The organism is Sinomonas sp. T428B, assembly GCF_056780155.1.
This window is the reverse complement of record NZ_JBRAZR010000001.1, coordinates 3,170,589-3,188,138: the sequence shown is the minus strand read 5'-3', so window position 1 is coordinate 3,188,138 and position 17,550 is coordinate 3,170,589. Positions and strand designations below refer to the sequence as shown.

Here is a 17,550-nt window from a genome sequence, read left to right as displayed (position 1 = left end):
CAGGTCCCTGCGTCGCGGGGTCAGGTCCCTGCGTTGCGGGGTCACCTTGGCGAGAGGTGACCCCGCAACGTTGAGACGTGACCCCGCATCGTTGAGACATGACCCCGGATTCTTGAGATGTGACCCCGGATCGTGAGAGGTGATCCCGCATTCTTGGGAGGTGACCCCGCATTGTTGGCGGGCGGGGCTAGGCCTTCCCTCCCCACCAGGAGTTGCCCCACGTGAGCGCGGCGAGGTCGGCCTGGCCGCGGAGGCTCGGATGGAAGTAGTCGAGCCGGCTCACGTGCTCCGTGCCGAACTGGAAGGCGAACGTCGCCCCGCCGTCGTACAGGCAGAAGCCGGGAAGTGCGGCGCACTCCTGGCCGAGGATCGTGTTGAAGTCGATGACGCGTTGCCGGACCGTCTGGCGATCCTGCTCGGTGTTGGAGGGAGCGAGCATGGACTGGCAGATGTCAGCCACGGACCAGACGAACCGGGCCGTGGAACTGCCGTTGAAGAGCTGCCACAGGCGGTAGATGTCCGGGATGCTGCTCACGAAGACGTGACCGCCCGGCAGCCCCGCGTGCAGGGTCGCGAGGCCGTCGCGGACCTGCTGCCGGAATGTGTCGGGGGAGGTCATCGTCGAGGGCGAGGATGTGCAGGCGTCGTTGGCGCCGATCAGCACGGTCGCATAGTCGGGACCTGCGGACAGCGTGCCCTGCGAGACCGCCGCGGAGGCCTGGCCGGCGAGGTGGGCGGCCCGCGCCCCGGGGCTCGAGTTGTTGTAGGCGACGACGCCCGGGTTGAGCGTTGCGCGGATCCGCTCGCGGTGGCTGTAGATGCCGTCCCAGAACGCGCTGCCGGTGGACCACGAGTTGGCGGGGTGGTTGCCGTACCAGCAGCAGGCGTTCGTGGCCTGGGTCACCGAGTCGCCGAGGGCCACGATGCTGGCCGGAGGCGGAGGAGGGGCCGCGGAGGCGGGAATGCCCGAGACGAGCGAGAGGGAGACGAGGAGAGTGAGGAGGACTATGCGGGCGGCCTTGTGCATGGCGACCTCCGGAAGCCGGCCCGTCGCATGCCTCCACGCGGCGTCTGGGAGCCGGCGTCTTCGTCCACGGTAGCCGCTGGTGTGAGGAGCCGCGAGAGAACCGGCGCTATCTCTTGACCGGCCGAGCGGGCGGGTAGCAACGGCTAGCGCGCCTCGCCGATCCGTCGCGTGCCCACCTGCTGGTGCGCCATGCCGTCCCTGCCGGCGAGGTTCTCGGTCGAATGGTGGTAGCGCGTGCCGGCCACGTCCACCCAAGCCTGGGGCGAGTGCTCGCTGGCCACCACCCACAGCCCCTTGCTGTCCATGCTGAGGATGCGGAGCACCCCCGCATCCGTGACAGCGTAGGCGTACTTCCGCTCGTCGTCGTCCAGGAACTCCTGGCTCGCGCCGCCGGCCCAGACAATCTCCACGGTCATTCGGCCATCGCCTTCCCTGGGCCGCGCCGCCGTCCGCGACAAGGGCCCGTGCTCCCTGACGCTACTCCTCGCGGCGCCCGGCCAGAAGGCCTGCAGCGACCGGGCGGCAACCCGAGGGCGGGCTCAGGCGAGGCGCGCCACGGTGCGCCGCGTGGGTCGGGCCGGCTCGCTGCCCGCGAAGAGCTCGGGGGAGGCGGCCTGGATGCGCTCGATGTCGTCGAAGACCGCGCGCAGGTGCGTCCGGAGCGCGTCGATCGCGCTCGAGGTCTCCTGCGCCTCGATCGCGTCGACGACGGCGGTGTGCTGCTCGAGCAGGACGGCGAGCGGGCGCGTCCCGGACAGGCTCAGGCGGCGGGCGCGGTCGAGGTGCGCCTTGGCGGAGTTCACGGCCGCCCACGCCGAGACGTGGCCGCCGAGACGGAGGAGCTCGCGGTGGAACTCCTCGTCGAGCTCGAAGAACCGCTCGGCGTCGTTCGCGTCGACGGCCTCGCGCTGGCGGGCGAGGTTGCCGCGCACGGCGGCAAGGTCGTCCGGGCCGCGACCCGAGGTGTCCGCGAGCGAGGCGCACTCGATCGCCTCGCGGACGAACTGGGCCTGCGAGACCCGAGCGATATCCACGAGCGAGACGAAGGACCCGACCTGCGGGTAGACCTCGATGAGGCCCTCCTCGCGCAGGAGGATGAGGCTCTCGCGCACCGGCGTCCTGCTCACGCCGAGCTCCTTGGCCAGATCGTTCTCGGAGAGGGGCTGGCCGGGCGGGAGCTCGAGCGAGATGATGCGCCGGCGCAGGGTGTCGAGCACGCTGTCCCGGGTCGAGGAGCGCGACGACCGCTGCTCGGCTGGTGTTCGCATGCAACGAGTCTAACCCGTTGACACACTAGAATGGCAGTGCTTGTATGGTAGCAGTCCGGAGAGCCTCCGGGACCTGATCCCCCTCCACATCCCCGAGCTCATCGCCTGCAAAGGAGCACTGATGACCGAGAGCATCGCGCCGCCCGCCACCGGGACGCACCGCACCACCCGCGAACTCGCCAAGGTCGCAGCGTCCGGCTGGCTGGGTACCGCCATGGAGTTCATGGACTTCCAGCTGTATTCGCTTGCCGCTGCCATCGTCTTCAACAAGATCTTCTTCCCCGATGTCAGCCCCGTGATCGGCCTGATCGCCGCGATGGCCACCTACGGCGTCGGCTATGTGGCCCGCCTGGCCGGCGGCATCTACTTCGGCCGCATGGGCGACCGCCTGGGACGCAAGAAGGTCCTCGTCATCACCATCGCCCTCATGGGCCTCTCGACCACGCTCATCGGCATCCTCCCGACGTACGCGATGATCGGCATCTGGGCCCCCATCCTCCTCGTCGCGCTCCGCCTGGCCCAGGGCTTCGGCGCCGGCGCCGAGATCGCCGGCGCCACCGTGATGCTGGCCGAGTTCGCCCCGGTCCGCCGCCGCGGCCTCATCGCCTCGCTCGTGTGCCTCGGCACGAACTCCGGCACGCTCGCAGCCTCGGCCGTCTGGGCGATCCTCGTGGCCGTGCTGTCCGAGGATCAGCTGCTCAGCTGGGGCTGGCGCATCCCCTTCCTGGCCAGCTTCCTCATCCTGGTCTTCGCCCTGTGGGTCCGCCGCTCCCTCAAGGAGAGCCCCGTCTTCGAGCAGCGCGAGGACGTTGTCGACGGCGTCGCCCTTTCCAAGGCCGAGGCGTCAGTCAAGGAGGGCAAGCTCGAGCAGGCCCTGCACCAGCGCAAGGGCAAGGCCTTCCTCATCGCGCTGGCCCTGCGCTTCGGCCAGGCCGGCAACTCGGGCCTCGTCCAGACGTTCCTCGTCGGCTACCTCGCCACGGTCCTCCTCGTCGACAAGACCGTCGGCACGACGGCGATCATGTACGGCTCGATCATCGGCTTCGCCACCATCCCGCTCGTCGGCATCCTGGGCGACCGCTTCGGCCGCCGCCCGCTCTACCTCGCGCTCACCGCTGCCACGGCCGTGTTCGCCATCCCGATGATGTTCATGATCACGAGCGGGAACACGGCGCTCATCACCGTGGCCATGATCATCGGCCTCAACCTCGGCGTGCTGAGCCTGTTCTCCATGGAGAGCGTCACGATGGCCGAGTTCTTCGGCGCCCGCACCCGCTTCACCCAGCTCGCCCTGGCCAAGGAGATCGGCGGCATCCTCGCCACCGCGATCGGCCCCCTGCTCGCCGCGACGCTCACGGCCGTGACCGGACACTGGTGGCCGCTCGCGGCGATGCTCGTCGGGTATTCGCTGATCACGCTCGTCGCCGCCCTCGTCGGCCCCGAGGTCCGCGGCCGCGACCTGGTCCGCCTCGAGGACGCGGTATGAGAGCCGTCGTCGTCCATGGCCCCCGGGACCTCCGCGTCGAGGAGCGCCCCGACCCCGCCCCGGGGTCGGGGGAGGTGGCCATCGCCGTCGAATGGGGCGGGATCTGCGGCTCGGACCTCTCCTACTGGAAGCACGGCGCCTCCGGCACCGCCACCCTCAAGGGCCCCTTGGTCCTCGGCCACGAGATCGCCGGGCGCATCGCCCGGATCGGCGCCGACGTCCGGGGACTCGAGGTCGGCCAGCCCGTCACGGTGCACCCCGCCCAGCTCGTCGGCGGCGGCGTCATGGAGGCCCGGCTGGCCGGGCGAACCAACCTGTACCCCCGGGTGAGGTACTTCGGCTCCGCCGCCTTCGACCCGCACACCGACGGCGGCTTCGCCGAGCTCAAGCTGGCCCGCGCGGACCAGATCCGGCCCCTGCCGAAGGCGGTGGATACACTTCATGGCGCGCTCGCCGAGCCGCTGGCCGTGGCCATGCACGCGGTCAAGCGCGCCGGCGTCCTCGCGGGCAAGGACGTCCTCGTCAACGGGGCCGGCCCGATCGGTGCCCTCGTCGTCGCCGCGGCGAAGCACGCCGGAGCCCGCTCGGTCACCGCCGCCGACATCAGCGACGCGTCGCTCGCGCGGGCGCGCGCCATGGGAGCGGATGACGTCGTCAACGTCGCCGCGGGCAGCCTGCCGGAGGACTTCGTGGTGGTCTTCGAGGCGACCGGCGTCCCCGCCGTCCTCGGCGGGGTCCTGGGCGCGACCGCCCGCGGGGGCACGCTCGTCCAGGTTGGAAACCTTCCCGGGATCCCCGCCCCCTCCGTCCTCGGAGATCTCGTGACCCGCGAGATCACGTGGATCGGCTCCTACCGGTTCATCGACGAGATCAGCGACGCCGTGACCGCCATGGCGTCGGGCCTCGACGTCAGCCCCATCATCAGCCACACCTTCGAGGCCGAGCAGGCTCAGGCCGCCATGGAGCTCGCCGCCGACCCCCAGTCGGACAGCAGCAAGGTCATGCTCCACTTCGGCACCGCCTAGGCCACGGCGCCCTCGACACAGAAACCAGAAGGACCACCGTGAAGATCACCGATGCACGCGTCGTCGTGTCATCCCCCGGCCGGAACTACGTCACCCTCGTCATCGAGACGGAGGACGGCGTGACCGGCGTCGGGGACGCGACCCTCAACGGCCGCGAGCTCGCCGTCGCCGCGTACCTCAGCGAGCACCTGTGCCCCATGCTCATCGGCCGCGACGCGCGCCGCATCGAGGACACGTGGCAGTACTTCTACAAGGGGGCATACTGGCGCCGCGGCCCGGTGACCATGACCGCGATCGCCGCGATCGACGTCGCCCTCTGGGACATCAAGGGCAAGGCCGCGGGCATGCCCGTGTACGAGCTCCTCGGCGGGGCGGCCCGCGATGGCGTCATGGTCTACGGCCACGCGAGCGGCAGCACGCTCGAGGCGCTCAGCGCGGACTTCCAGGCCCATCTGGACCTCGGCTACAAGGCCATCCGCGCCCAGGCTGCCGTGCCCGGGCTCGACAAGACCTACGGGATCGCCCCGGCGGACAACATCTACGAGCCGGCGAGCGGCAACGTCCCGCAGGAGGACCGCTGGGAGACCTCGGCCTACCTCGACTTCGCGCCGGCCATGATGCTGCACCTCCGCGACGAGTTCGGCTACGGCGTGCACCTCCTGCACGACGTCCACCACCGGCTCACCCCGATCGAGGCCGGCCGGCTCGGCGCGGCGCTCGAGCCGTACCGCCCGTTCTGGATGGAGGACCCGACGCCGGCCGAGGACCAGTCCGCGTTCCGGCTCCTCCGCAGCCACACGACGACGCCGGTGGCCGTGGGCGAGGTGTTCAACTCGATCTGGGACTGCCAGCAGCTCATCACCGAGCGCCTCATCGACTACATCCGCACGTCGGTCTCGCACGCCGGGGGCATCACGCACCTGCGCCGGATCTTCTCCCTCGCGGACCTCTATGGCGTTCGCTCGGGCTCGCACGGGGCCGGGGACCTGTCCCCGGTCTCGCTCGCCGCGGCGCTGCACGTGGACCTGTCCATCCCCAACTTCGGGATCCAGGAGTACATGGGCCACCGCGAACCGGCGTCCGAGGTGTTCCGCACCTCGTACACGTTCGTGGACGGCTACATGCACCCGGGCGACGCCCCGGGGCTCGGCGTCGAGTTCGACGAGGAGGCGGCCGCCGCCTACCCGTTCGACCCGAAGTACCTGCCCATCAACCGCCGGCTCGACGGGTCGGTGCACGACTGGTGAGCGCGAACCAGGCCGCCGCTGGCGGCACCCAGCCGTTCGACGTCGTCGTGCTCGGCGAGGTCCTCCTCGAGATCGCGACCGACGCGCCCGCCGCCCAAGGCACTCCGGCGACGCTCGGCGTCTCCGGCGACGCGCTCAACGTCGCGGCCGCCGCTGCCGCCGCGGGCGCCCGGGTGGGCCTTGTGGCGGTCCTGACCGACGACGAGCTCGGCCGCTCGATCGCCGCCCGGGTCGCGGAGCTCGGCGTCTCGACCGAGCTGCTGCGCTTCCGCCACGGCCAGCAGGGCATGTACCTCCTGCACTGCGACCCGAGCGGCCAGCGGGAGTTCTCCTACGCCCGCGCCGGCAGCGTCGGCTCGACCCTCGGCCCCGCGGACCTCGACCCGGACGTGCTCGCCGCGGCCGGCGCCGTCGTGGCCAGCGGCATCACGTGCGCCATCTCGGCCACGGCCCGCGCGGCGGTGCTCGAGGCGGCCCGCCTCGCGCGGCGGTTCGTTTACGACCCGAACCACCGGCCCCGGCTCGCCTCCGCGGAGGCCGCCGCGGCCGACCTGCGCGAGATCGCCCCGCGCGCCTTCCTCGTCACGCCGTCCTCGCCGGGGGAGACCGCGGCGCTGCTCGGGGCCGGCACGCCCGCCGAGGCCGCCGCCGTCCTGCGCGGCTGGGGCGCGCGGAACGTCGCCGTCACGTGCGGCGCCGAGGGAGTTCACGTGGTCGGGGCAGGCTCAGGAGACACGGACGACGGCGGGGCCTGGGTCGAGGCGGTCCCCGCGCCGGCCGTCGTGGACCAGACCGGCGCCGGGGACGCGTTCCTCGGGACCGTCGCGGCCCGCCTCGTGCTCGGCGACGGCCTGCTCGACGCGGTCCGGCTCGGCGCGGCGGCGGCCTCGCTCGTCGTCGGCGGCAGGGGCGGGACGTCCTCGCTGCCGAGCCTCGAGGCGACGCGGGCGCACGCCGCTTCCGCCGGCACTCATGCGGAGAAGGGGTCCGCGGCATGGAGCGCCTGAGCTACGCGTCGCTGGCCCGCAGCTCCGGCCCCCGGCCCCGGTTCGGTCCCGGCGAGATCACGCCAGGGATCGTGCACCTGGGCGTCGGGAGCTTCCACCGCGCCCACACCGCGGTTTTCACTGAGGACGCGATGGCGGCCACGGGCGAGCGTGCGTGGGGGACGGTGGGGGTCACCCAGCGCTCGGACGCCGTCGTGCGCCAGCTCGCGCCGCAGGACTGCCTCTTCACGCTCTCCGAGCGCGGGGACGGCGCGGCCCCGCTGAGCGTCGTCTCGGGCATCACAGGGATGCTCGCGGGGCGGGCCGAGCCGGACGCCGTCGTGGCCAGGATCGCCGACCCCGGCATCCACGTCGTGACGCTCACGGTCACCGAGAAGGGCTACCGGATCGACCCGCTCACCGGCGGGCTCGGCCTCGAAGACCCCGAGGTTCGGGCCGACCTCGCGGGCGCCTCGCCGGTCACGGCCATCGGGCAGCTCGCCCGCGGCCTCGAGGCCCGGCACCGCGGCTCCGGCGCGCGGCTCACCGTGGTCCCGTGCGACAACCTCCCGGCGAACGGGGCGCTCACGCGGCGCCTCGTGGGGGAGTTCGTCGACGCGCTCCCCGCCGGCGAGGCGCCCGGACTGGCCGACTGGATCGCCTCCTCCGTTGCGTTCCCGAGCACGATGGTGGACCGCATGGCGCCGGCCACGACGCCGGCCGACCTCGACGCCGTCGAGCGCGTCCTCGGGCTGCGCGACGAGGCCGCGGTCGTCGCCGAGCCCTTCCGGCAGTGGGTCATCGAGGACGGCTTCGCCGGCCCGCGACCCGCCTGGGAGGCCGCCGGCGCGGTCCTGACCGACGACGTCGAGCCGTGGGAGACCGCCAAGCTGCGGATCCTCAACGCGGGCCACTCCCTCCTGGCGTACCTCGGCCTCGCCGCGGGCCACGCGACGATCGCCGAGGCCGTGCGGGACGAGGCCTTCGAGGCCGCCTGCCGGGGCCTCATCGGGGATGAGGTGCTGCCGACGGCGGTCCTCCCTGAGGGGCTCGACGGCGAGGAGTACGCGCGCTCCGTCGTCGCCCGGTTCGCCAACCCGGCCCTCGGGCACACGACGGCGAAGGTCGGCACCGACGGCTCGCAGAAGCTCCGGCTCCGGCTCCTGCCGACCGCCGCCGCCTGCCTCGCGGCGGACCGCGAGCCGCGCTGGGCCGCGCTCGCCGTCGCGGCATGGATGCACCACGTTGCGACGGCGTCCGCCGCCGGCGGCGCCCTGGCCGACCCCCTCGCGGGGACCCTGACCGCCGCACTGCGCGACCGGCCCGCCGGCGCCTCGGCAGCCGACGTGCTGCTGGCCCTGCCCGAGGTCTTCGACCCGGCCCTCGCTGCCGATCCGCGCTTCGCCGCCCCGGTGCGGCACTGGTACGAGCTCCTCGACGCCCACGGCGCGACGGGCCTGAGAAGGGAGATCCTCCATGGCTGACGCCCCTGCTTTCGCAGACGCCACCGACGTTCTGAACGTCTCGCCCGTCATCCCCGTCGTGACCCTCGACGACCCGCACGACGCCGTCCCCGTCGCCCGGGCGCTCGTCGGCGGGGGAGTGGGCATCATCGAGCTCACGCTCCGCACCGAGACGGCGCTTTCCTCGCTCGAGCGCATTGCCGCCGAGGTCCCCGACATCGTCCTCGGGGCCGGAACGGTCCTGACGCCCCGGCAGGCGAAGGCGGCGGCCGACGCCGGGGCGCAGTTCCTCGTCTCGCCGGGCGCGACGCCCGCGCTGCTCGACGGCGCCGCCGAGGCCGGCGTGCCGCTCCTGCCGGGGGTCGCCACCGTGAGCGAGGCGCTCCAGGCCCTCGAGCACGGCCTCAGCGCGCTCAAGTTCTTCCCGGCCGGGCCGGCGGGCGGGCCCGAGTACCTCGCCGCGCTCGCGGCCCCGCTCGCCGGGGTGACCTTCTGCCCGACCGGCGGGATCGGCGCGGCCACGGCGCCGGACTACCTCAGGCTGCCCAACGTCGCGTGCGTCGGCGGGAGCTGGCTCACGCCCCGGGACGCCGTGGCGGCGCGGGACTGGGGCCGGATCGCGGAGCTCGCGCGCGGCGCGGCGGCGCTCGGGGTCACCGCCGGCTGACCGTGACCTTGAAGCCCGGCGACGCCCCTGACGAGGCGGCCGCCGGAGTGGATCCGGCGGCCGCGGAGCTGGGGCCTACTTGGCGGCCGCGACCGGCTCCTTCTGCTCCGCCACGGGCCTCGAGCCGGCCGAGGGTGACGTGCGCCTGCGGAACGTGAACCACTTGCCCAGACCGCCGGCGCCCGAGCGGTTCTTGTTGAAGATGTCGAACGCGACGGCGAGGAGGAGGACCAAGCCCTTGATGAGCTGCTGGTAGTCGGTTCCGAGGCCCAGGATGGACATGCCGTTGTTGAGCACACCCATGATCAGGCCGCCGATCATGGCTCCGGCGACGGTGCCGATGCCGCCCTGGACGGCTGCGCCGCCGATGAAGGCCGCGGCGATGGCGTCGAGCTCGAAGCCGGTGCCGCCCGCGGGCTGGGCCGAGTTGAGCCGGGCGGTGAAGATCAGGCCGGCCAGCGCGGACAGGACGCCCATGTTGACGAAGAGCCGGAAGGTCACGCCCCTGGTCTTCACGCCGGAGAGCTCGGCAGCGTGCAGGTTGCCGCCGAGGGCGTAGATATGGCGGCCGAAGACGCTGTTGGCCATCACCGCGCTGTAGCCGACGACGAGCACCGCCAGGACGACGAGGACGATCGGGGTCCCGCGGTAGCTGGCCAGCAGGAAGGTCATGGCGAGCATGAGCAGGGCGCTGAAGCCGATCTTGGTGAAGAACCAGGCGGCCGGCTCGTTCTCGAGGTTGAACTTCAGGCGGATGCGGCGCTGCCGGACCTCCTGGATGAGGAACGCCGCCGTCGCCCCCACGCCGAGGATCACGGTGAGCCACTCCACGACCGAGTTCCCGCCGCTGATGTCCGGGAGGAAGCCGCCGCCGAGGGCCCGCAGCTCGTCGGGGAAGGGGGTGATCTGCTGGTTCTTCAGGGTGATGAGCGTCAGGCCGCGGAAGATCAGCATGCCGGCGAGGGTGACGATGAACGCGGGGATGCCGACGTAGGCGATCCAGTAGCCCTGCCAGGCCCCCACGAGGGCCCCGACGAGGAGGCACGCGGGGATGGCGAGCCACCAGGACCAGCCCCAGTGGACGATCATGACGCCGGCCATGGCGCCGATGAACCCGGCGATGGACCCGACGGACAGGTCGATGTGGCCGGCGATGATCACCATGACCATGCCGATGGCCAGGATGAGGATGTAGCTGTTCTGCACCACCAGGTTGGTGACGTTCTGCGGCTGCAGCAGGATGCCGTCGGTGAGGCCCTGGAACAGCAGGACGATCAGGATCAGGGCGACGAAGATGCCGACCTGCCGGAGCCGGTTGGCCAGGAAGCCCAGGGATTCTCGGAGGGCGGACATTGGCTATTCCTTCTCTTGGGTCATGTAGTGCATGAGGGTCTCCTGGGTGGCCTGCTCGATCGGGACCTCGCCCGTGACCCGGCCTGCGGCCAGGGTGTAGATGCGGTCGCAGATGCCGAGGAGCTCGGGCAGCTCGGAGGAGATGACGATGATGGCCTTCCCCTCGGCGGCGAGCTTGGCGATGATCGAGTAGATCTCGTACTTGGCCCCGACATCGATGCCCCGCGTGGGCTCATCCAGGATGAGCACCTCGGGGTCCGAGAACATCCACTTGCTGAGCACGACCTTCTGCTGGTTGCCGCCGGAGAGCTTGCCGACGACGGCGGCGACGGAGGGCGCCTTGATGTTCATGCTCTTGCGGTAGCCCTCGGCGACCAGCGTCTCCTGGTTCCTGTCCACCCACCCGCGCTTGACGAGCTTCCGGAGCCCCGCCATGGAGACGTTGCGCTGGATGTCCTCGATGAGGTTCAGCCCATAGTGCTTGCGGTCCTCGGTGGCGTAGGCGAGCCCGTTCTCTATCGCCTGAGGTACCGTGGACGTGTTGATCTCCCGGCCGTTCTTGAGGACGCGGCCCGAGGTGGCCTGGCCGTACGTGCGGCCGAAGACGCTCATTGCGAGCTCGGTGCGGCCGGCGCCCATGAGCCCGGCCAAGCCGACGACCTCGCCCTTGCGGACGGTGATCGTGGCGTTCTGGACCACCATGCGGGAGGGGTCCTGGGGATGCTGGACGGACCAGTCCTCGATCCGCAGCACCTCCTCCCCGATCGTGGGGTCGCGGTCCGGATAGAGGCTCTCGAGGTCACGGCCCACCATCCCGCGGATGATGCGTTCCTGGGTGATCCCGTCCTTGAGGCGCAAGGTCTCGATGGTCTTGCCGTCGCGGATGATCGTGACCGCGTCGGCGACGCGGCGGATCTCGTTGAGCTTGTGGCTGATGATGATGCTCGTGACTCCCTGCCCCTTGAGGTGCAGGATCAGGTCCAGAAGGTGACCGGAGTCCTCGTCGTTCAGGGCGGCTGTGGGCTCGTCGAGGATGAGCAGCTTCACCTGCTTGGAGAGTGCCTTGGCGATCTCCACGAGCTGCTGCTTGCCGACCGTGATGTGCTGGATGGGCGTGGCGGGGTTCTCGCTCAGGCCCACTCGGGCGAGCAGCTTGGACGCCTCGAGGTTGGTCTTCTGCCAGTCGACCCAGCCGCGGCTGGCCTGCTCGTTGCCGAGGTAGATGTTCTCGGCGATCGAGAGGTACGGGCTCAGCGCGAGCTCCTGGTGGATGATCACGATCCCGCGCTTCTCGCTGTCGCTGATGCTCGAGAAGTGGCAGGGCTCGCCCTCGAAGAGGATTTCGCCGTCGAAGCTGCTGTGCGGGTAGACCCCAGAGAGCACCTTCATGAGGGTGGACTTGCCGGCGCCGTTCTCGCCGCAGATCGCGTGGACTTCGCCACGGTTGACGTCGAGGCTCACGTCCTGGAGCGCCTTGACTCCGGGGAAGGTCTTGGTGATGCCGCGCATCGACAGAATGGGTGTCTGCATCTGGTTCTCGCTGACTCCTGCGCTGCAGGGGTAGGGCGGGGCCTCGCCTCCTGCGGCGAGGCCCCCGCCCGGGAGGCTACTTGACGTCGGCTTCCGTGTAGTAGCCGGAGTCGATGAGCTCCTTCTGGTAGTTGTCCTTCGTGACGATCACGGACTTGAGCAGGTAGGAGGGGACGACCTTGACCTTGTTGTTGTAGGTCTTGGAGTCGTTGATCTCCGGCTCCTGGCCCTTGAGGACGGCGTCGACCATCTTCACGGCCTGGGAGCCGAGCTGGCGGGTGTCCTTGAAGATCGTCGAGTACTGCTCGCCGGCGATGATCGACTTCACCGAGCCCTTCTCCGCGTCCTGGCCGGTCACGATCGGAAGGCTGCCCTTGGCGTAGCCGCCGGTGCTGGTCAGGGCCGAGATGATGCCGATCGAGAGGCCGTCGTAGGGGGAGAGCACGCCGTGCAGCTTCGTGCCGGAGCTGTAGGCGGACGTGAGGAGGTCCTCCATGCGCTTCTGCGCCACGGGGGCCTGCCAGCGCAGGATGGCCGCCTGCTCGAAGTTCGTCTGCCCGCTCGGGACCTTGAGGGCGCCGGAGTCGAGGTACGGCTTGAGCGTGTCCATCGCGCCGTTCCAGAAGAAGCCGGCGTTGTTGTCGTCCGGGCTTCCGGCGAAGAGCTCGATGTTGAACGGGCCCTTGCCCGCGACCTGCTTGCCGCTCGCGTCCACGAGCCCGAGGCCGGTCAGGAGCGAGGTGGCCTGCTGCACGCCGACCTGGTAGTTGTCGAAGGTCGTGTAGTAGTCCACGTTGGGCGTGCCGTTGATGAGCCGGTCGTAGGCGACGACCTTGACGTTCTGCTCCTTGGCCTTGGCCAGGACGTCGGTGAGGGTGGTGCCGTCGATCGCGGCGATGATGAGGGCCTTGGCACCCTTGGTGAGCATGTTCTCGATCTGCGAGACCTGGGTCGGGATGTCGTCGTTGGCGAACTGCAGGTCCGTCTTGTACCCGAGCTTCTTGAGCGACTCCTCAACGTTCTTGCCGTCGGCGATCCAGCGCTCGGAGGTCTGGGTCGGCATCGAGATGCCGACGAGCGAGGTGCTGGGGTCCGCGGATCCGCCCCCTCCGCCGCCGCCGCCGGCGGCGCTGCCTCGGGTGCCGCAGCCCGTAACGGCGAGCATGAGGGCCAGGACGACGGCGAGCGCGGCCCAGAGCTTCTTGAAATTCACGATGTGTCTCCTCCCGGGGACCTCGCGGTCCGCGTGCTGGGTGCTGTGAGGCAGGCGCCTGGAGCTGGCCCGCGTCGCCTTCCCTCCCGTTCGAGGGAGTAGGCTGCCACGTCCCGCGGCGGCGCTGCCGGCGGTGAGAACGTTCACAACGGCACCACGATAAGGGCCTCCCAGAATGTGAGTCAAGCAACATGTGAACGTTCACCAAATGTCGCCTCCGGCCTTGACGCCGGCTCCTGTGAGCGTTCACACTGATCTCGACCTCCTTTGCTCCGTTCGTTCCCCCTTCCCTCATCCCGGCTCCCCAGCCGACAGACTGGAGAATCCCCATGAGCACAACACCGGCCGGGGCCGCGCTGCCCCGATACGTCATCGGCGTCGACTACGGCACGCTTTCGGGACGCGCCGTCGTCGTCCGCGTGAGCGATGGCCGGGAGATGGGCAGCGCCGTCCACGAGTACGCCCACGCCGTCGTGACCGAGCGCCTGCCCGGGGGCGGCGAGCGGCTGCCCGCGGACTGGGCCCTGCAGGTGCCCGATGACTACCGCGAGGTCCTACGCCGCGCCGTGCCCGAGGCCGTGAAGAGCGCCGGCGTCGACCCGGCCGACGTCATCGGCATCGGCACGGACTTCACCGCCTGCACGATGGTGCCGACGACGGCGGACGGCACGCCGCTGTGCGAGCTCGACGGGTTCCGCGACCGCCCCCACGCCTACGTCAAGCTCTGGCGACACCACGCGGCCCAGCCCCAGGCCGACCGGATCAACCGGCTCGCCGAGGAGCGCGGCGAGGCGTGGCTGCCCCGCTACGGCGGCCTGATCTCGAGCGAGTGGGAGTTCGCCAAGGGCCTGCAGCTGCTCGAGGAGGACCCCGAGGCCTACGCGGCGATGGAGCACTGGGTCGAGGCCGCGGACTGGATCGTCTGGCAGCTCACCGGCCAGTACGTCCGCAACGCGTGCACCGCCGGCTACAAGGGCATCTACCAGGACGGGGAGTACCCGTCGGAGGATTTCCTGGCCGCGCTCAACCCCGACTTCAAGGACTTCGTCTCGGCCAAGCTCGAGCACCGCGTCGGCCAGCTCGGCGAGGCCGCGGGAAGGCTGAGCGAGCAGGCCGCCGAGTGGACCGGCCTCCCCGCCGGGATCGCCGTCGCCGTCGGCAATGTCGACGCGCACGTCACCGCTCCCGCCGCGAAGGCCGTCGCCCCGGGGCAGATGGTCGCGATCATGGGCACGTCCACGTGCCACGTCATGAACGGCGAGGAGCTGCGCGAGGTCCCGGGCATGTGCGGCGTGGTCGACGGCGGGATCCTCGCCGGGCGCTGGGGGTACGAGGCCGGGCAGAGCGGCGTCGGAGACATCTTCGGCTGGTTCGTGAGGACCGGCGTCCCCGCCGCCTACGCCGAGGAGGCAGCGCGCCGTGGGCTCGGCCTGCACGAGTACCTGACCGAGCTGGCCTCGCTGCAGCGGATCGGGGAGCACGGCCTGCTGGCCCTGGACTGGCACAGCGGCAACCGCTCGGTGCTCGTGGACCACGAGCTCTCCGGCCTCCTCGTCGGCCAGACCCTCGCCACCAAGCCCGAGGACGTCTACCGCGCCCTGCTCGAGGCCACGGCCTTCGGCACGCGGACGATCATCGAGGCCTTCAACGCCTCCGGGGTCCCCGTGAGGGAGCTCATCATCGCGGGCGGCCTCGTGAAGAACCCGCTGCTCATGCAGATCTATGCCGACGTCACCGGGCTCCCGCTCTCCACGGTCGGATCCGACCAGGCCCCCGCGCTCGGCTCGGCGATCCACGCCGCCGTGGCCGCCGGGGCGTACGACGGCGTCGAGGCGGCGTCCGCTGCGATGGGAGCCGATGCGGCGGCCGTCTACACGCCGATCCCCGAGAACGTGGCCGCCTATGAGCCGCTCTTCGCCGAGTACACGGCCCTGCACGACTACTTCGGCCGCGGCGGCAACGAGGTCATGCACCGCCTCAAGGCGATCCAGCGGAAGGCGATGAGCGCCGAGACCGTGGGGGCTAACGCATGAGCGCCCTCCTGGACACCATCGCCCGCCTGCGCGCCGAGGTCTGCGCCCTGCACTCTGAGCTGACCCGCTACGGGCTCGTCGTCTGGACGGCCGGAAACGTCTCGGCCCGGGTGCCCGACGAGGAGCTCATGGTCATCAAGCCCTCCGGCGTCTCCTACGACGACCTCACCCCCGAGTCCATGGTGGTCACCGACCTCCACGGAACCCCGGCGGACGGCGAGTGGGGCAACCCCGGGCTGGCCCCGTCGTCGGACACCGCCGCCCACGCCTACGTCTACCGGCACCTGCCCGAGGTGGGCGGCGTCGTCCACACCCACTCGACCTACGCGACGGCATGGGCCGCGCGGGGCGAGCCCATCCCGTGCGTGCTGACCATGATGGGCGACGAGTTCGGCGGCGACATCCCCATCGGCCCCTTCGCCCTCATCGGGGACGACTCGATCGGCCAGGGCATCGTCGAGACGCTCAAGAACTCGAACTCGCCCGCGGTGCTCATGCAGAACCACGGCCCCTTCACGATCGGCAGGGACGCCCGCTCCGCCGTGAAGGCCGCCGTCATGTGCGAGGAGGTGGCCCGCACCGTGCACATCGCCCGCCAGCTCGGCGAGCCCGAGCCCATCGACGCCCGGCTCATCGCCTCCCTCTACGACCGCTACCAGAACGTCTACGGCCAGTAGCGCCGAGCCCAGAACCCTCAGGAGAACCCCATGGCCGATGCGCCTAGCGCAGCACACATGTCCCTCGACGGCTACGAGGTCTGGTTCCTCACCGGCAGCCAGCACCTCTACGGCCCCGAGACCCTCGCCCAGGTCGCCAAGCAGTCCCGCGAGATCGCCGAGGCGCTCAACGCCTCCTCCGACGTGCCGGTGAGGCTCGTGTGGAAGCCCGTGCTCACCGACTCCGACGCGATCCGCCGCGCGGCCCTCGAGGCCAACTCGGCGGACCACGTCATCGGCGTGACCGCGTGGATGCACACCTTCTCCCCGGCCAAGATGTGGATCCAGGGCCTCGACGCCCTCCGCAAGCCCCTGCTGCACCTGCACACCCAGGCCAACGTCGAGCTGCCCTGGTCGGAGATCGACTTCGACTTCATGAACCTGAACCAGGCCGCCCACGGCGACCGCGAGTTCGGCTACATCCAGGCCCGCCTCGGCGTGCCGCGCAAGACCGTCGTCGGGCACGTCTCCCACCCCGAAGTGGCCCGGCAGATCGGCGTCTGGCAGCGCGCGGCCGCCGGATGGGCAGCCGTCCGCGGCCTCAAGCTCACCCGCTTCGGGGACAACATGCGCAACGTCGCCGTCACCGAGGGGGACAAGACCGAGGCCGAGCTCCGGCTGGGCGTCTCCGTCAACACGTGGTCCGTCAACGAGCTCGCCGAGGCGGTGCACGCCGCCTCCGAGTCCGACGTCGACGCGCTCGTCGCGGAGTACCAGGACCTCTACGACGTGGTCCCGGAGCTGCAGAAGGATGGCGACCGGCACGAGTCCCTGCGCTACGGGGCCCGGATCGAGCTCGGCCTGCGCTCCTTCCTCGAGGCCAACGGCTCGGCCGCCTTCACCACCTCGTTCGAGGACCTCGGCGAGCTGCGCCAGCTCCCGGGCCTGGCCGTGCAGCGGCTCATGGCCGACGGCTACGGCTTCGGCGCCGAGGGCGACTGGAAGACCGCCATCCTGGTCCGCGCGGCGAAGGTCATGGGCGCAGGGCTGCCCGGCGGCGCGTCCCTCATGGAGGACTACACGTACCACCTCGTGCCGGGCGAGGAGAGGATCCTCGGCGCGCACATGCTCGAGGTCTGCCCCTCGCTGACCACGTCCAAGCCGCGGCTCGAGATCCACCCGCTGGGCATCGGCGGCAGGGAGGACCCGGTGCGCCTCGTGTTCGACGCCGACCCCGGGCCGGGCGTCGTCGTCGCCCTCTCCGACATGCGGGACAGGTTCCGGCTCGTCGCGAACGCCGTCGACGTCGTCGACCTCGACGAGCCGCTGCCGAACCTGCCGGTGGCCCGCGCGCTCTGGAAGCCGCAGCCGGACTTCGCCACGTCCGCCGCGGCGTGGCTCACCGCCGGCGCCGCCCACCACACCGTGCTGAGCACGGCCGTCGGCCCCGAGGCCTTCGAGGACTTCGCCGAGATGGCCCAGACCGAGCTGCTGCTCATCGACCAGTCCACGACGCTGTCCCAGTTCAGGAAGGAGATCCGGTGGAACCAGGCGTACTACAGGCTCGCGGGCGGCCTCTGAGCCCCGGCCCGGCGC

General features: G+C 71.0%; 15 protein-coding genes. 9 read left to right on the top strand and 6 right to left on the bottom strand.

The genetic code is table 11. The features are described from left to right. Window positions 1–187 precede the first annotated feature (187 nt). The 3 genes from ACUYMY_RS14735 to ACUYMY_RS14725 form a co-directional block, all read right to left on the bottom strand. Window positions 188–1,027 carry an SGNH/GDSL hydrolase family protein gene (locus tag ACUYMY_RS14735; protein WP_481704281.1) on the bottom strand — a complete coding sequence of 280 codons (840 nt, stop codon included), beginning with the start codon at window positions 1,025–1,027 and terminating at the stop codon, window positions 188–190. Window positions 1,028–1,170: 143 nt separating this feature from the next. Continuing rightward, the gene (locus ACUYMY_RS14730) at window positions 1,171–1,443 is read right to left on the bottom strand and encodes a hypothetical protein (protein ID WP_481704280.1); all 273 of its coding nucleotides are present in this window, start codon (window positions 1,441–1,443) and stop codon (window positions 1,171–1,173) included. A 123-nt stretch (window positions 1,444–1,566) separates the two neighbouring features. Beyond that, window positions 1,567–2,295, bottom strand: coding sequence for a GntR family transcriptional regulator (locus ACUYMY_RS14725; RefSeq protein ID WP_481704279.1), 729 nt, complete (start codon window positions 2,293–2,295; stop codon window positions 1,567–1,569). A gap of 121 nt (window positions 2,296–2,416) precedes the next feature. On the opposite strand from ACUYMY_RS14725, the gene ACUYMY_RS14720 reads away from it, so the two are divergent. Genes ACUYMY_RS14720 through eda form a run of 6 tightly spaced genes read left to right on the top strand, consistent with a single transcriptional unit; the run spans window position 2,417 to window position 9,169 of the window. After that, window positions 2,417–3,781 carry an MFS transporter gene (locus ACUYMY_RS14720; RefSeq protein WP_481704278.1) on the top strand — a complete coding sequence of 455 codons (1,365 nt, stop codon included), beginning with the start codon at window positions 2,417–2,419 and terminating at the stop codon, window positions 3,779–3,781. Beyond that, window positions 3,778–4,806 (top strand): L-idonate 5-dehydrogenase, encoded by a 1,029-nt coding sequence (locus tag ACUYMY_RS14715; protein ID WP_481704277.1) that lies wholly within the window; start codon window positions 3,778–3,780, stop codon window positions 4,804–4,806. Before ACUYMY_RS14720 ends, ACUYMY_RS14715 begins: the two co-directional genes overlap by 4 nt. 38 nt (window positions 4,807–4,844) lie before the next feature. Beyond that, window positions 4,845–6,053, top strand: a complete 1,209-nt coding sequence (gene manD, locus ACUYMY_RS14710) for a D-mannonate dehydratase ManD (RefSeq protein ID WP_481704276.1) — start codon at window positions 4,845–4,847, stop codon at window positions 6,051–6,053. Then, complete coding sequence (locus tag ACUYMY_RS14705) at window positions 6,050–7,060, top strand: PfkB family carbohydrate kinase (protein ID WP_481704275.1); 1,011 nt, start codon at window positions 6,050–6,052, stop codon at window positions 7,058–7,060. The genes manD and ACUYMY_RS14705 overlap by 4 nt, the downstream gene beginning before the upstream one ends. Next, complete coding sequence (locus tag ACUYMY_RS14700; protein ID WP_481704274.1) at window positions 7,048–8,523, top strand: mannitol dehydrogenase family protein; 1,476 nt, start codon at window positions 7,048–7,050, stop codon at window positions 8,521–8,523. Before ACUYMY_RS14705 ends, ACUYMY_RS14700 begins: the two co-directional genes overlap by 13 nt. Then, on the top strand, window positions 8,516–9,169 hold the full coding sequence (gene eda / locus ACUYMY_RS14695) for a bifunctional 4-hydroxy-2-oxoglutarate aldolase/2-dehydro-3-deoxy-phosphogluconate aldolase (protein ID WP_481704273.1): 654 nt from the start codon (window positions 8,516–8,518) through the stop codon (window positions 9,167–9,169). The genes ACUYMY_RS14700 and eda overlap by 8 nt, the downstream gene beginning before the upstream one ends. Window positions 9,170–9,244: 75 nt before the next feature. Here eda and mmsB read toward each other — a convergent pair whose 3' ends face one another. The 3 genes from mmsB to chvE form a co-directional block, all read right to left on the bottom strand. Further along, entirely contained in the window at window positions 9,245–10,522 is a 1,278-nt protein-coding gene (mmsB, locus tag ACUYMY_RS14690) for a multiple monosaccharide ABC transporter permease (RefSeq protein ID WP_481704272.1), read from the bottom strand. A gap of 3 nt (window positions 10,523–10,525) precedes the next feature. Then, window positions 10,526–12,052 carry a multiple monosaccharide ABC transporter ATP-binding protein gene (mmsA, locus tag ACUYMY_RS14685; protein WP_481704271.1) on the bottom strand — a complete coding sequence of 509 codons (1,527 nt, stop codon included), beginning with the start codon at window positions 12,050–12,052 and terminating at the stop codon, window positions 10,526–10,528. A gap of 76 nt (window positions 12,053–12,128) precedes the next feature. Next, the gene (chvE, locus tag ACUYMY_RS14680) at window positions 12,129–13,265 is read right to left on the bottom strand and encodes a multiple monosaccharide ABC transporter substrate-binding protein (RefSeq protein WP_481704270.1); all 1,137 of its coding nucleotides are present in this window, start codon (window positions 13,263–13,265) and stop codon (window positions 12,129–12,131) included. Window positions 13,266–13,594: 329 nt separating this feature from the next. On the opposite strand from chvE, the gene araB reads away from it, so the two are divergent. Genes araB through araA form a run of 3 tightly spaced genes read left to right on the top strand, consistent with a single transcriptional unit; the run spans window position 13,595 to window position 17,535 of the window. Continuing rightward, window positions 13,595–15,298: a ribulokinase gene (gene araB, locus ACUYMY_RS14675; protein WP_481704269.1), complete on the top strand. Its 1,704-nt coding sequence runs from the start codon at window positions 13,595–13,597 to the stop codon at window positions 15,296–15,298. After that, entirely contained in the window at window positions 15,295–15,975 is a 681-nt protein-coding gene (locus tag ACUYMY_RS14670; protein ID WP_481704268.1) for an L-ribulose-5-phosphate 4-epimerase, read from the top strand. The genes araB and ACUYMY_RS14670 overlap by 4 nt, the downstream gene beginning before the upstream one ends. Window positions 15,976–16,005: 30 nt before the next feature. Next, window positions 16,006–17,535 carry an L-arabinose isomerase gene (gene araA / locus ACUYMY_RS14665; RefSeq protein ID WP_481704267.1) on the top strand — a complete coding sequence of 510 codons (1,530 nt, stop codon included), beginning with the start codon at window positions 16,006–16,008 and terminating at the stop codon, window positions 17,533–17,535. Window positions 17,536–17,550 lie beyond the last annotated feature (15 nt).